The organism is Kutzneria kofuensis, from assembly GCF_014203355.1.
GTDB classification, from domain to species: domain Bacteria; phylum Actinomycetota; class Actinomycetes; order Mycobacteriales; family Pseudonocardiaceae; genus Kutzneria; species Kutzneria kofuensis.
On the sequence record NZ_JACHIR010000001.1, the window covers coordinates 1 to 13,209 of the forward strand.

Genomic DNA, 13,209 nt, shown 5'->3' on the forward strand with positions numbered 1-13,209 from the left:
ACGCGGATCGAGTCCACCAGGCCGAGCCGGGTGCGCGGCACGCCGCCGTCCCGGTTGTGGCCGGTGTACCTGGTGCGGAACAGGAACAGCGTCAGCGGCAGGTAGAACGCCACGTTGACGAAGATCCCGGCGACCGGGCCGAGCCCGAGCAGCAGCGCCGAGCCGACGACCGGCCCGAACAGGATGCCGAGGCTGCGGAAGGTGGCGTTGAGCCGGACCGCGCTGGGCAGTTCGGCCTCGCCGACGAAGTCGTGCAGCATCAGCTGTTCGCCCGGCCCCCAGATGGCCCCGGCGCAGCCGTGCAGGACCAGCAGCAGGCACGCCTCCCACACCTGCAGGGTCCCGGTCAGGAACAGCACACCCCAGGCGACCGACACCAGCATGAACAGCACCTGCGCCGCCTGGATCACCCGGCGGCAGTCGTGCCGGTCGGCCAGTCCGCCGAAGTACACGGAGAACAGCAGGAACGGCACCCAGTGGCTGATCACCTCGAAGCCGGTCAGCGCCGGCGAGTGGAACTTCTCCCACAGCACCCAGTAGGTGATGACGTGCTCGATGTTGTCGGCCATCATCGCCAGCGCCGCGCCGAACAGGTAGGTGCGGCAGTCGGCGTTGCGCAGCGCCGCGAACTTGCGTGCGGGCGCCGGCACGTGGGCCGGCACGCCGCAGGTGGCGCACATGTCTCGTCTCCCCCTCCCCGCCGCTCAGACGCGGCAGCTGATCTCCATGCCGTCCTCGACCGGGAACTCCACGCCCAGGTAGCCGTTGGCCGGGTCGCGCACGTGGTCGAGGTAGTGGCGCATGGACGGCAGGGTGATGTCGTCGGCCACCACCAGCGCGCCGGGCGCGAGGCGGGGTTCCAGCAGGCGCAGCACGGGCAGGCTGAGCTCCTTCCAACCGTCCACCAGCAGCAGGCCGATCGGGCCGGGGACTCCGGCGAGGGTGTCGAGGGCGTCGCCCTCGAGAATCGTCACATGATCGGACAGGTCCGCCGTGGCCAGATTCGCCCGGGCGGCGGTGACCTTGGTCGCACTGAGCTCGGTGCCGTAGACGTGACCGGTGCCGTTGTCCCGCACCGCCGCGGCCAGGTGCAGCGTGGAGATGCCGTACGAGGTGCCGAATTCCACCACCACCTTCGGCCGGATCGCCCTGACGAGCGCGTAGAGCAGCCGGCCACCGGCCGCCGAGATCGGCATGTACACGTCCGCGAGCGCGTCGGCACGGCCTCGGACGTCGTCGGGAATCTCGCGCGTCGACAGCTCGCCGTCCCGCGCCGCCGCGTCGAACAGCTTGTCCAGCAGCGCGCGAACCTTGGGGTCGAGCAGGGTTGATGTCATGGCGGTTAGAGTAGACGCAACGTTGCGTCTTGGCTAGCGATCGCTAGGCTGTGGCCGTGGGCACCGATCATCACGGCAACCGCTACGGGCGCAGCGAACGGGCGCGCCAGGCCGTTCTCGAGGCCGCCGACGACCTGCTCGTCGAGCACGGCTTCGCCGGGCTGACCATCGAGAAGATCGCCGCCCGGGCCGGCGTGGCCAAGCAGACCATCTACCGCTGGTGGCCGTCCAAAGTGGACATCCTGCTGGACGCGTTCGGCGACGACCTGGCCGAGGACCTCACCCCCGTCGACCACGGATCCCTGGCCACCGACCTTCGCGAGTACCTGGCCGCCCTGGCCGACTTCCTCACCAACTCCGACGCCGGCGCCGTCTACCGCGCGCTCGTCGGCCAGGCCCAGCACGACCCGCAACTCGCGGCCCGCCTACGCGACGACCACCTCGCCGTCCAGTACGCCCGCGACCGGCTCCCCTTCGAACGCGCCATCGCCCGCCACGAACTCCCCGAGGACATGGACATCGACCTGGCCGCCCAGCGACTCGTCGCCGTCGTGCACTACCGCGTGCTCGTCACGGGCGAGCCGGTGCCGCGCGAGTTCACCGACGCCCTGGTGGACGCCTTCATCGCCGACCTCTAGGACAGGATGGTGGCGGTCCCGCCCGGGACCACCACCGTCGCTCTGTCGGCTACTGCCGCTTGCTCAGTTGCTGCTGATGAACTGCTGGGCGAACTTCCGCCCCTGCGTCACCGCGCTCGTGTGGCTCTCGATGGGCGAGACCTTCGAGTTCTTGAACACGATGTAGGTGACCTTGTCCGACGTCCCGCCGGTCTTGGGGTCGGGGTCGATGCCGAGGGACTTGGCGGTGGCGTAGGAAGCTTCGCCGATGCTGTCGTCGGGTCCCTCGTCGCCGAACACCGCGTATTCCACGTGTCCGTGGTAGATGACGGCGAGGACGTCACCGCCCTGCACGCCGGCGTTGCCGTAGTTCCAGCGGGAGCTGGGCAGCGGGATCACGACGTAGGGCAGCTGGGCGGCGTTGAGGGGCTTGCCGTCGGACTGATGGAAAGAAGTGTCGTCGTAGAAGCAGCAGTCGGTGTTCTCGTTGCAAGTGGACGTACGCTGGCCGTCGCAGTCGACCGCCATGCCGGAAGTCCAGAAGTACGCCCCGTTGGCGCCGCAGATCGGGGTCTGGCCGCCGTTCTTGTCGGAGTAGGTGCCGTTGGAGACCTGGTTGCAGTGGGCGGTCTTGGCCAGCAACTGGTCGGCGGTGGGGTTGCCGTCGTCCGACCGCGACTGGGTCGCGGGGGCGAAACCGCCTGGCTGGTAACAGGAATTGTCGTCGGAGTTGAACAACGGTCCGCTGTCGACCGGCTGGCCGGGGTCGGGGTCGACGATGACGTCGCCGGGGTCGCGGGTGAGCGAGTCCTCACAGTCGATCACGGCGTTGGCGTCGCCGCCCTCGCCGCCGACCCACAGATCGATGTGCCGCTTGCCGTTCTGCCAGTCCTGGCTGCACGCGGCGCAGCCGTCCTCCATGATGAAGTAGCGCTTCAGCATCGGGTAGTACACGCGCGTTCCCGGCGCCAGCTCGTTCTGGTCGGTGGCGAAGGTGATCGGGTCGTCGTAGGTCCCGGTGCCGCCGGCGGCCTGATGGATCTGCGGATACGCGATGTCGCCGCCGGGCGGCGAGTTGTCGGGCCAGCCGTAGAGCGTGACCAGGTAGCTGTCCTGCGGCGCGGCGGACGCGTGCGCGGCGACCGCGAGCGAAGAACCGAGAACGACGGCGAGCAGGGCTAGCAGTGCTCTTCTGAGCATTGACTTCCTCCACAGGGATGGGCAGGGTTTTCGCGGCGGAGTCAGAGGGGTGCGTAGACCTCACGGCCGATGTCGGACCCGTCGAAGGCGCGGAGGATGGCGCCGGGGCTTGCGAGCGGCGACCGAGCCGCAGGGTGTGGCCAGCGAGATCAGCAGCACCGCCACCCACCGAGCGCCCATCAGGATTCCCTCCGCGAACCTGGCCCGCTTGAGTAGAAACCCCTGTGGCGGCAGTGATTTCCGGTTCGGCGGCCGAGGCCGCCTCACATCGGTATTTAGGAAAGTTACCTTCCTATTCGGGGCAGAGTAGACCCGCCGGGTGGGGCCGTCAAGGACATGAACCCGAGACGCGCTCAGGCCGCCGGATAGTCCGGCAGGGCAACGTCGCCGGCCAGCTTGGTGGTCCCGGCGACCATCAGCTTCTGCACGGCCTTGGTGCTGAACATGGCGTTGCGCAGCCACAACAGCGGCGCGGTCGACGGCGCCAGGAACTGGCCGGGGCTCGCACCCTTCTGCCACCGGCCGGCGTAGCCGCGCATCCGCTGCTCGTACGCCGCGAAGGCCGCCCGGTGATCACCCCGGGCCAGCGCCAGCTCGCCGGCCAGCACGTACGCGCCGACCACGCCGGTGCCCACACCCATGCCGCCCAGCGTCACTCCCCACGCCGCGTCGCCGAGCAACGCGAAGCGGCCCTTCGTCCACTGCGGCACCCGAACCCGGCTGATGGAGTCGAAGTACATCTCGTCCACGTCGCGCAGCGTGTCCAGCAGATACGGGACGTGCCAACGCATTCCGCCGAAGGCGTCCCGGATCATCCGCTTCTGCCGGTCCAGGTCGCGCCAGTCGACGTCCGCCTGCGGCTTCGCGAACACGAACAGCGCGCCCGCCTTGCTCGGGTCCCGGAAGTCCGCGCTGACGCTGGCCATCCGACCGGGCACGTTGTACTGCACCGCGGTCGTGCCGTAGCCGCGGTCGTTCACGAGATCCCAGCCGGCGATGTAGTAGCCGAGGTGCTTGACGTAGTCCCGTTCCGGCCCGAACACCAGCCGGCGCACCCCCGAATGCATGCCGTCGGCGCCGATCACGATGTCGTACGTCCGCGACTCCGCCTTCGCGAAGTCGACGTGCACCCCGCTCTCGGTCTCCGCCAGGCCGGTGATCGTGTCGCCGAACAGGTAGTCCGCGTGGTCGAGGCTGCGCTCGTACAGGATTCTCGACAGGTCGCTGCGCCGGACCTCCACCTCGCCGCCGGCGAACTCCTCCGGCAGTCGGAAGATCTGCCGGCCGTGCTCGTCCACCGCCTCCATCGCGCCGCCGTGCGTCTGGACGGCCTTCAGCTGGTCGAGGACCCCCAACTTGGCCAGCACCGACATGTGCGTCTCGCCGCGGAAGTCCACCGCGAACCCGCTGGTCCGCAGCTTGGCCGCCGCTTCGACCACCGTCACCTCGACACCGTGCCGTCCCAACGCCGTCGCCAGCGCCGGCCCGGCCACGCCCGCTCCCGAAATCAACGCCCGCATGATCGCCTCCATTAATTGCGTCCGTCAGACACAGTGTACGATAGACACAGTTTCGACTGACTGGCAAGCGGGATCCGAAGGTCGGGCGTGACCGAGCGAGAGGCGGCGGACCGGGAAGACGAACGATCGGGGTGCGCGGAAGGCGGAGCGCCGGTTGGAACGGGCCGATGAACCCACGCGGGCCGGCAGGCGGCAGAGTGGAGCCGGAGAGCCGGAGAGTCAGGAGTGGCGATGGACGTGATCGAGCTGCTGTGGGGCGAGCGCGGCGGGCCGCGCCGGGGCCCCAAACCGACGCTGACCGTGGGCGACCTCGCGCGGGCCGGCATCGAGCTCGCCGACAAGGAGGGGCTGGCCGCGGTGACCATGCAGCGCGTGGCCGAGGCGCTGGGCGTCACGAAGATGGCCACATACCGTTACGTCCCGGGCAAGGACGAGCTGATCGCGCTGATGGTGGACGTGGCGATCGGGGAACCGCCGGAGCTCAAGGACATCACGGGCGGCTGGCGGCCGAGGCTGAAGGCCTGGACGCTGGCGATGTACGAGCGCATGAGCGCGCACCCGTGGGCGCTGCGGGCGACGACCGGGCAGCGGGTGAGCGGCCCGAACGAGCTGGGCTGGGTCGAACGGGCACTGCAGGCCCTGGACGGCGTCGCCATGGACGGCGGTCAGATGATGGACGTGGTCGTGGCCCTGACCGGGCAGATCCGCGTGATCGTCGAGCAGTCGGCGGGCACGTCGGAGGAGGACATCGCGGCCGGCTGGACGAAGGTGCTGGCGACACGTCAGGAGCAGTTCCCGCACGTCACCAAGGCGCTGCTGTCCTCGGCGCAGCACGGATCGCGCGACCAGGGCCTGGAATTCGGCCTGGAACGCATCCTGGACGGCGTGGAGCTCCATCTCAGCCGGCAGTGACGACCCGTCCGTCCACAGCGGACGGACGGGTCGCCGGTGCTCAGCCTACTTGCAGGTCGATGCAGCTGTAGAAGGCGTTCGACGTGTCGGCGATGTTCCAGATGGCCAGCACCGTAACGTGACCGCTGCGGTTGCCGAGGTTCACCGTGTGTTTGACCGTCGCCGGCGGCACCTGGTTGTTGCCACTGAAGTCGCCAACCTTGGTGTTGCCCACGTAGTACTCGTAGTTCGTCGTCCGGTGCCGCGCCGTGAACGTCCAGTTGAACGTCACGGACTTGCCCACCGGTGCGGCGCGCCAGCCCTTGCTGTTGTCGTTGAGCTCGGCGAACCGCGCCACACCACCGTTGCAGCTGCGCAGTCCCTTGGGGCCCTCCACACTCTGCGGTTCGTACTTGATGTCGCCGCAGGACACCGTGCCGGCGGCGCACTGGGCCTGACGACTGGCCGGTGAGTTCACATATCCGTGTGCGCTGGCGATTGCCGCCGGGCCGGCCACGACGATCAGGGGCGCCGCGACCGCGCCCACGAGGGCAGCGACCAGCCTTTTGTTCATGTTCATGCCGACTCCTTGCAGGGTTGCCCCGGAACTGGCGTCGCGAGCGCCAAGGGGGCGGGAGCGGACGAATGGAACGAAATGTGGTTCAGACCATAGCGACGGCTGCCGATCACAGTCAAGACATGTCCGTTCACACCCCCGACACAGCAAGGTCGAAAATGTGTTCGACACCGCCGCCCCGGCCTGGAACAATAAGAGTGGTCAGCCAGTCAACCGGCAGGGGGAGCCATGACGCTGCGTGACGACGAGCTGCGATCGCTCGCGGAGATCGAACGATCGTTGACGGCGACCGACCCGGACCTGGCCCGACGCCTGGCCGAGCTGCGCCCGCTCACGCCGGGCTCCGCCGCGGCCCTGATCGCGGGCTCTCTGGCCATGCACGCCAGCGGCATCGTGATCGCCTTAGCGGGCGCCCGCATCGACTCGCCGGTCACGGCCGCGATCGGCGCGGCGCTGGCCATCGGCTTCCCGGCGCTGGCCGTCTGGCACCTGTGGTGGCGCCGCCGGTGAGTCCACACCGGACGGATCAGCCGGCGGCGTCCGGCAGCTGCGGCGGGCACTGCCCGCCCGGCTCCGTCAACAGCTCGAAGTGCCACATCTCGTTCGAGTACGCCTGGCACAGCCCGTAGTCGGCGCCGTGCCGGTTCACCCAGTCGTCCGCGTCGGTCGGCCCGATGTCCACGGCCTTGCCCGTCACGTGCGTCGACTTCTCCGGCGTGTTCACGTACTGCCGCGCCGCCGCCAGCGTCCCGTACTTCCGCACGGCGTCGTCGAGCAGCTGCTGCTGGTAGGCCTGGCTGCGCCAACCGGACGTGATCTTCACGGTGATGCCGTGCTGCTGCGCGTCCCGCGCGGCCTGCTGCACGGCGGCCAGCAGTGCCGGGTCGAGGTTGCGGATCGCGGCCTTCGACGTGTCGAAGGGGCTGAGGCTGTTGTTGTCCGCGATGACGCCGTCGGCATCACCCAGCGGGGCGGCGGCGCCGCTCCCGCAGGCGGAAGTGGCCAGCACCGCCACGAAGGCAACGAGAACCGGACGAACGGCCAACGGGCACCCCTCTCACAAACAACGGCAGCGATCCGTGGACAACAGGCTCGCCCGGGTTTGTGACGGTTCTGTGCGAACGGACCGACAACGCCGCCACGGTCACTCGTTCATCAGTAGTGCGCCCTACCGTCGACGGGCATGAACACCGCACTCGCCACCGTCTCCACGATCGGCCCGCGCATCGATCAGGTCTTCCCGGTGCGCCTGGCCGTCGACGACGCGTTGACGAGGGACGCGGTGGCGCAGGCCATCACCGCCCACCCGCGGCTGCGCCTCACCGACTCGGCCGTGCCGGGCGAGGTGCTGCTGGCGATCACCACCGAGGTCACCGACGAACTGCTGGCCGACATCACCGACGACACCGCTCCCCCGGTCCTGCTGGTCGCGGATCGCTTGGGCGGCCGGCAGTTGCTGCGCAGCCTGCACGCCGGCGTGGTGAGCTTCCTGCCCCGCCGCTCCACCGACCTGGGGACGATCACCAAGGCGCTGGTGACCACCGCGGAGGGCCGGTCGGTGCTGCCGCCGTCGGTGGCGCGCCTGCTGGTGGACCACCTGCGGCGCATCGACCACGTGCTGATCACCACGACCGGTTACGGCGTCGCGGGTCTGGACGCGCGCGAGGTGGAAGTGCTGCGGCTGGTGGCGCAGGGCGCCGAGAACGCGGACATCGCCCGTGAGCTCAGGTATTCCGAGCACACGATCAAGCGCATCCTGAAGGACCTGTTGAGCCGGCACAATCTGCAGAACCGCGCGCACGCGGTGGCGTACGCGCTGCGGATCGGCGCGATCTAGCCCAGGACGGCGGCCAGCCGGGCGCGAACCACCTCGGCCTCGAACAGGTCCAGTTCCGCGCCGGCGGTGAGCAGGTAGCGCAGCAGCGTGCGGGTGTCGTCCGAGATCGGGCCACCGCCGACGCCGAGCCGCTTCTCCAGGACCTGCATGGCTTCCGCGATGACGATGCCGGCGGTCTTGCGGTCGCCGCGGGCCTCCTCCACGCCGGCGAGCCCGATCAGCGTGATCACGACCCGCCGCGGATCGTCCACGTCCTTGCCGACGATCAGCGATTCCCGGTACAGCGTCACGGCTTCGTCCAACCGGCCGGTGCACTGCGACACGCCGGCCAGCCCCATCAGCAGCCGCGCCCGCGGCCCCGGCTCGATGGCCTTGGCCAGGCTGTGCCGGACGCTGTCCTCCCAGTCCTGCAGCAATCCCCGGCGCAGGTAGAACCGCTGCATGGGGATGGTCAGCCGCCACGGCTCGTCGATCTGCCGGATGAGCGTCTCGACGACCTCGTACTCCCGCGTGTACCAGGCGACGGCCTCGCGCTCGTTCCGTTCCGCCGCAAGGCTGTCGTGCGCCCACTGCGCGCCTTGCACGTAGTGCTCGACCATCCGCGCCCACGCCCCGGCGCGGTTCTCGTCGGAATCGATCTCCTGGCTGAGGTCGTGCGCGTACGCCATCACGAGCTCGTGCGCCTGGTAGCGGCCGGGCCGTGGCTGGTCGACCAGCCACGAGTCGACGAGTTCGGCCAGCGCGGCCTCGGCGGTCGGCGGATCGACGTCGAGCAGCCGGGCCGTGACGGGCGCCGAGAAGCCGTCAACGGGATGCAGGCTCAGCAGCCGGAAAAGCCTGGCGGCAGTGGGGCCGAGCCGCTCGTACGACCACGAGAACACCGTGCGCAGGCCGCTTCCGGTGCCGCCGCCGAACACGGTCGTCAGGTCGTCGACCACCGCGGCCAGGGTGAAGCCGGGGTTCATCAGCAGCCGCGCGGCCACCAGCGACAGGGCCAGCGGCAGCCCACCGCAGGCCTGCACGATCTGGTCGGCGGCGGCCGGTTCCGCATCGACCCGGGCCGCGCCGAGGCGACGGACGAGCAGTTCCCGGGATTGGTCGGGGTCCAGCATTCCGACGGATACCACCCCCACCTTGCCGGCGTCGGACAGCCCGGGCAGCCGACGCTTGCTCGTCACCAACACCAGCGAACCGGCCGACGAGGGCACGAGTCCGCGGACCTGTTCGACGGTGCACACCCCGTCGACGACCACCAGCAACTGCTTGCCGGCGGTCATCCGCCGGTACTCCGCGACGAGTTCGTCGTAGGTCTCCGGCACTTCCTCGCCGGGCAGGCCGAGGGCACGCAGGAACGACCGCAGCATCGGCCCGCCGGTGTCGGGGCCGGCGTGGTGCAGGTTCATGTACAGCTGCCCGTCGCGGAAGCGGAGCTTCTGCCGGTGCGCCCAGTGAACGGCCAAAGTGGACTTCCCGGCGCCGGGCATTCCGTCCAGGCACAGGATTTCCACCGGCTCGTCGAGCCGGCGGTCGAGCTCGGCCAGTTCGCGGTCACGGCCGGCGAAGGACCGCACGTCCGCCGGCAGCTGCGCGGGCCGCAGCACCGCGGCCCGCACGTCGGCCAGCCGCAGGGCCGCCCGCAACTCCTTGCCGGGATCGATGCCGAGCTGGTCCACCAACCGCTGCGCGATGTCCCGGTAGGCGTCCTCGGCCGCGCCCGGTCGTCCCATCGCCACCAGCACCTTCATCAGCCGCACGTGCAGCGCCTCGTCCAGCGGCATCCAGCGCGCCACGCGCCGCACGACATCGTGCACGATATCGGGTGTGCCAAGGGAGAGCGCCCGGTCGGCCGCGGCCCGCACGGCGTCGGCGATCTCGTGGTCGACCTCCGCGAACACGGGATGGGACCGGCCGACCTCGGCGGCGCAGCGGCCCTGGACCAACTCCAGCGCGGCCACGTACTCGTCGAGGCCGCGGGACATGTTCGCTTGCGCGACAAGGGCACGGAACCGGCCCAGGTCGGATGCTTCCGGCTCTATCCGCAGCTCGTAGCCGCCGGCCTGCCGGGTCAGCAGCTCGCCCTGGCTGCGGGCGGTCAGCCCCGGCTCGAGCGCCCGCCGCAGCGCGCCGACGTAGCGGTGCACCAGGTTGGCCGCGCTGGACGGGGCGCGCTCGCCCCACACCAGGTCGATCAGCTCGGACTGGCCGGCCGGCTTGCCCGCCTTGGCCAGCAGCAGGGCGAGCACCGCGCGCTGCTGCGGCGGACCCAGCTCAACGGGGTGGCCGTCCCGGGCGGCCGCCACCGGGCCGAGCACCGTGAACGTCAACACCTGCCGAATTCTACGACAGTCACCCGTCGGGACAGTCAGCAGCGCTGACGATCCTCACCACAGCACCGGCAGCGACCGCAGACCGTGCACCGGCGACCGGTCCGTGAACACCAACTCGGTGCGCGGCTTCGCCAGCCGCACGCGCGGACGCAATCCGAACAGCGCCGTCAGCCCCTCCTGCACGAGCACGCGGGCCAACTGGCTGCCGACGCACTGGTGCGGGCCGTAGCCGAAGGCGAGGTGTGCTCGTGATGTCGGCCGGACCAGGCGCAGCTCGTCCGGATGATGGAAGACCGACGGGTCGCGGTTGGCGGAGCTGATCGACACCAGCACGCACTCCCCCTTGCGCACCACCTGATCGCCGATCCGCACATCCTCGGTGGCGTACCGCGGCAGCCCCGGCTGGACCACCGTCAGGTAGCGCAGCAGCTCCTCGACGGCGACCGACACGGCGACCTCGCCCTCGGTCAGCGACTCCACCCGGCGCGGATCGTCCATCAGCACCAGCGCGCTCAGCGTGAGCATGCCTACCGACGTCTCGTAGCCGCCGAACAGCACCGTCATCGCCAGGCCCACCATCTCCGCGGTGGACGGCGGCTCCCGCAGCACGGACGCCTGCCTCAGCAGGCCCGAGATCAGGTCGGTGGTCGGCTCGCGGCGGCGCTGGTCGACGACGTCGGTCAGCATCGGCCGCAGCAGCGCCGCCTCCAGCCCCATCGGGAAGCCCTCGGGCAGGCCGACGAGTTCGCCGAGCACCCGGCCGGCCAGCGGCCGGGCGTAGTCGGCGACGAGATCGGCCGGTGACTCCAGGACCGCGGCACGCTCCTCGGCGGCCTTGCGGACGCGCAGCCGCCAGCCCTCGGCCCGCCGGATCGTCAGCTCCGGCACCAGCAGCCGGCGCAACCGGGTGTGCTCCGGGCCGTCGACATCGATCACGCCACGGGACTCGACCGGGCCGTGGGCGGTGAACCGCGGGTCGGCGAGCACCAGGCGCGCGTCCTCGTGCCGGGTGACCAGCCAGGCCGGCGTGCCGGCCGGCGTCACCACCAGCGAGATCGGCTCGTCGCGGCGCAGCCGGGCGAGCTCGGACGGCGGGTCGAACGGGCAGTGCGCGGGCCGGCGCAACGGCATCGTGTTCATCGGGTCCTCTCCTCAGGAGACACCACGAGGCAGGTGGTCGAGGCGGTCGCCAGCACGCCGCCGGCCGCGTCGCAGACGTCGGCCTCGGCGAACTGGACCTGCTGGCAGGACTCCCGGATCCAGCCGCGGGCGTACACCTCGCCGGTGGCCGGTGACGCCGGGCGCACGTAGCTGACCCGCAGGTCGAGCATCACGTAGTCGCTGCCGGGCCGGAGCGCGCTGCGGACCGCGAAGCCCAGCACCGCCTCCAGCAGCCCGGCCATCGCCCGGGTGTGGCGCAACTCGGTCGCGATGACCACGTCACCCTCCTCCACACACACCCAGCGCGGCTCGCCGTCCACCGGCAGCGGCGGGCGCGTCGTCGTGCGCAGCACGTCCAAACCGGACGGCTGTTCCACCGCCTCCATCGGCTCCTCCCGTGTCCTGACACCGATGAGGCCACAGCGGCGGCGGCGCCGGACAGCGCGCACCACCAACGGGTACGCGATCCGATCCGCCCGGCGCACGGCGGTCACTCGATCGTCAGTTCCGGTGGCTAGCGTCGGGTCGCAGGCAGGAAGGACTGGTGAGGACGCGATGGACACCGTGCTGGGGAACGAACCGACGGTGTGTTTCTCCGTGTTCGGGGACGATGTTCTGGTCGCCGAGGGCATCGTCGCCGCCGGCGCGCGGCTGCGGTTCGCCGCGACCGCACCGGAGCAGGCCGACGCCCTGCTCGCCGTGACCATGGACCTGACCGACGAGATGGCGACGAATCTCGCCTACGCCGCCGGTTCCCGGCGCCGGCCGGCGGTGCTGGTCGTCACCGAGACCGTGCTGGGCCAGCCGCTCGACGCGGAGCTGGCGTCCGGGCCGGTCCGGCTGGTCCCCCGCCGGAACGCGACAACCCGGGGCATCGCGGCTCTGCTGCACGCCGTCGCCGCCGATCGGGGCGAACCCGCCGCCGCGCACCTGGAGCGGCTGCTGTCCGACCTGCGCCGCCGGTGTGTCCGTCCGCGTGGCCTGGACGAGCGGGAGACGCGGCTGCTGAACCTGTTGGCGGACGGCGCCGACACCACCGCCATCGCCCGGGACCTGCACTGCTCCAACTACACCGTGAAGCGCCTGGTGCGGGATCTGTTGCAGCGCTACCACGCCCGCAACCGCGCCCACATCGTCGCCCACGCCCTGCAGGCCAACCTGATCTGACCCCGGCGAGTCACGCTCTCAGACACACCGAATGTAGTTCTGGGGCAGATGCCCGAAACCTGCATTCGGTCTGCTCCAGAGCGTGACTCGCGGGGGTCAGGGGAACTGGCGGCGGCGTTGGTGGTCGGTGACGTCGATGAAGGCGGCTTTGAACTGGGTGTAGGCCTCGCGGCCGAGGCGGCGGGCATGCCGCTCCTGGATGGAGTTCATGATCTTGTCGGCGGCCCGCATCTGGGCCAGGCCCCGGTCGGTGGGGCACACCAGCTTGGCCCGGCGGTCGCCCGGATCGGGCTTGCGCTGGACGTAGCCGAGCTCCTCCAGCTCGTCGATCATCGTGCCGATGACCTGCTTGTGCTGGCCGGACAGCCGGGACAGGTCGGTCGCCCGGACACCGTCGACGTCCAGGTAGGCCAGCACGGCGCCGTGCCGCGGCAGCAGGTCGGAGAAGCCCTGCGCGGCCAGGGTGGTGAACAGCTCCTGCTGGATGGCGAACAGCAGCCGGCCCGCGAGCACCCCCAGGTCGGGGTTCGTCCTGTTCCGCTCCGTCCGCGTGCCCACCCGCGCCTCCGTCCCGC

General features: G+C 70.5%; 15 protein-coding genes. 5 read left to right on the top strand and 10 right to left on the bottom strand.

What is annotated here, in order from left to right; translation table 11 throughout:
• Together BJ998_RS00005 and BJ998_RS00010 are read right to left on the bottom strand one after the other, a co-directional pair.
• A partial coding sequence (locus tag BJ998_RS00005; RefSeq protein ID WP_184857272.1) for an MFS transporter occupies positions 1-680 on the bottom strand: 680 nt, incomplete at its 3' end.
• A gap of 24 nt (positions 681-704) precedes the next feature.
• Complete coding sequence (locus tag BJ998_RS00010) at positions 705-1,337, bottom strand: O-methyltransferase (protein WP_184857274.1); 633 nt, start codon at positions 1,335-1,337, stop codon at positions 705-707.
• A gap of 56 nt (positions 1,338-1,393) precedes the next feature.
• Here BJ998_RS00010 and BJ998_RS00015 point away from each other — a divergent pair, with 56 nt between their 5' ends.
• A complete protein-coding gene (locus BJ998_RS00015) occupies positions 1,394-1,975 on the top strand; it encodes a TetR/AcrR family transcriptional regulator (protein ID WP_312889847.1) in 582 nt (193 codons plus the stop codon).
• Between the two features lie 63 nt (positions 1,976-2,038).
• Here BJ998_RS00015 and BJ998_RS00020 read toward each other — a convergent pair whose 3' ends face one another.
• The gene (locus BJ998_RS00020; RefSeq protein ID WP_246488488.1) at positions 2,039-3,154 is read right to left on the bottom strand and encodes a glycoside hydrolase family 75 protein; all 1,116 of its coding nucleotides are present in this window, start codon (positions 3,152-3,154) and stop codon (positions 2,039-2,041) included.
• A gap of 353 nt (positions 3,155-3,507) precedes the next feature.
• Positions 3,508-4,674 carry an FAD-dependent monooxygenase gene (locus tag BJ998_RS00025; RefSeq protein WP_221337812.1) on the bottom strand — a complete coding sequence of 389 codons (1,167 nt, stop codon included), beginning with the start codon at positions 4,672-4,674 and terminating at the stop codon, positions 3,508-3,510.
• A gap of 231 nt (positions 4,675-4,905) precedes the next feature.
• Between BJ998_RS00025 and BJ998_RS00030 the strand changes: the two genes are divergently transcribed.
• Positions 4,906-5,586 (top strand): TetR/AcrR family transcriptional regulator, encoded by a 681-nt coding sequence (locus BJ998_RS00030; RefSeq protein ID WP_184857281.1) that lies wholly within the window; start codon positions 4,906-4,908, stop codon positions 5,584-5,586.
• A 40-nt stretch (positions 5,587-5,626) separates the two neighbouring features.
• On the opposite strand, the gene BJ998_RS00035 is transcribed toward BJ998_RS00030, so the two are convergent.
• On the bottom strand, positions 5,627-6,139 hold the full coding sequence (locus BJ998_RS00035; protein ID WP_376775977.1) for a lytic polysaccharide monooxygenase auxiliary activity family 9 protein: 513 nt from the start codon (positions 6,137-6,139) through the stop codon (positions 5,627-5,629).
• Positions 6,140-6,370: 231 nt separating this feature from the next.
• Between BJ998_RS00035 and BJ998_RS00040 the strand changes: the two genes are divergently transcribed.
• Entirely contained in the window at positions 6,371-6,652 is a 282-nt protein-coding gene (locus tag BJ998_RS00040; protein WP_184857285.1) for a DUF3040 domain-containing protein, read from the top strand.
• 16 nt (positions 6,653-6,668) lie between these two features.
• Here the strand turns inward: BJ998_RS00040 and BJ998_RS00045 are convergent, their stop codons facing one another.
• Complete coding sequence (locus BJ998_RS00045; RefSeq protein WP_184857287.1) at positions 6,669-7,187, bottom strand: M15 family metallopeptidase; 519 nt, start codon at positions 7,185-7,187, stop codon at positions 6,669-6,671.
• A 138-nt stretch (positions 7,188-7,325) separates the two neighbouring features.
• Between BJ998_RS00045 and BJ998_RS00050 the strand changes: the two genes are divergently transcribed.
• Positions 7,326-7,979, top strand: a complete 654-nt coding sequence (locus BJ998_RS00050) for a helix-turn-helix transcriptional regulator (RefSeq protein ID WP_184857289.1) — start codon at positions 7,326-7,328, stop codon at positions 7,977-7,979.
• Here BJ998_RS00050 and BJ998_RS00055 read toward each other — a convergent pair.
• The 3 genes from BJ998_RS00055 to BJ998_RS46415 are packed head-to-tail and all read right to left on the bottom strand — an operon-like array spanning position 7,976 to position 11,853.
• Positions 7,976-10,306, bottom strand: a complete 2,331-nt coding sequence (locus BJ998_RS00055; RefSeq protein WP_184857290.1) for an AfsR/SARP family transcriptional regulator — start codon at positions 10,304-10,306, stop codon at positions 7,976-7,978. The two genes, BJ998_RS00050 and BJ998_RS00055, sit on opposite strands and share 4 nt — an antisense overlap.
• 54 nt (positions 10,307-10,360) lie before the next feature.
• Complete coding sequence (locus BJ998_RS00060; RefSeq protein ID WP_184857292.1) at positions 10,361-11,446, bottom strand: cytochrome P450; 1,086 nt, start codon at positions 11,444-11,446, stop codon at positions 10,361-10,363.
• Positions 11,443-11,853, bottom strand: a complete 411-nt coding sequence (locus BJ998_RS46415) for a PaaI family thioesterase (protein WP_221337813.1) — start codon at positions 11,851-11,853, stop codon at positions 11,443-11,445. The genes BJ998_RS00060 and BJ998_RS46415 overlap by 4 nt, the downstream gene beginning before the upstream one ends.
• Positions 11,854-12,022: 169 nt before the next feature.
• On the opposite strand from BJ998_RS46415, the gene BJ998_RS00070 reads away from it, so the two are divergent.
• The gene (locus tag BJ998_RS00070; protein WP_184857294.1) at positions 12,023-12,634 is read left to right on the top strand and encodes a helix-turn-helix transcriptional regulator; all 612 of its coding nucleotides are present in this window, start codon (positions 12,023-12,025) and stop codon (positions 12,632-12,634) included.
• Between the two features lie 96 nt (positions 12,635-12,730).
• Here BJ998_RS00070 and BJ998_RS00075 read toward each other — a convergent pair whose 3' ends face one another.
• Positions 12,731-13,192, bottom strand: coding sequence for a MarR family winged helix-turn-helix transcriptional regulator (locus BJ998_RS00075; RefSeq protein ID WP_312889848.1), 462 nt, complete (start codon positions 13,190-13,192; stop codon positions 12,731-12,733).
• Positions 13,193-13,209: the final 17 nt, after the last annotated feature.

Coding starts and splice junctions, on each gene's coding strand:
- BJ998_RS00010 (WP_184857274.1), bottom strand. CDS start 1,337: ATGACATCAACCCTGCTCGACCCCAAGGTTCGCGCGCTGCTGGACAAG.
- BJ998_RS00020 (WP_246488488.1), bottom strand. CDS start 3,154: ATGCTCAGAAGAGCACTGCTAGCCCTGCTCGCCGTCGTTCTCGGTTCT.
- BJ998_RS00025 (WP_221337812.1), bottom strand. CDS start 4,674: ATGCGGGCGTTGATTTCGGGAGCGGGCGTGGCCGGGCCGGCGCTGGCG.
- BJ998_RS00030 (WP_184857281.1), top strand. CDS start 4,906: ATGGACGTGATCGAGCTGCTGTGGGGCGAGCGCGGCGGGCCGCGCCGG.
- BJ998_RS00035 (WP_376775977.1), bottom strand. CDS start 6,139: ATGAACAAAAGGCTGGTCGCTGCCCTCGTGGGCGCGGTCGCGGCGCCC.
- BJ998_RS00040 (WP_184857285.1), top strand. CDS start 6,371: ATGACGCTGCGTGACGACGAGCTGCGATCGCTCGCGGAGATCGAACGA.
- BJ998_RS00050 (WP_184857289.1), top strand. CDS start 7,326: ATGAACACCGCACTCGCCACCGTCTCCACGATCGGCCCGCGCATCGAT.
- BJ998_RS00060 (WP_184857292.1), bottom strand. CDS start 11,446: ATGAACACGATGCCGTTGCGCCGGCCCGCGCACTGCCCGTTCGACCCG.
- BJ998_RS46415 (WP_221337813.1), bottom strand. CDS start 11,853: ATGGAGGCGGTGGAACAGCCGTCCGGTTTGGACGTGCTGCGCACGACG.
- BJ998_RS00070 (WP_184857294.1), top strand. CDS start 12,023: ATGGACACCGTGCTGGGGAACGAACCGACGGTGTGTTTCTCCGTGTTC.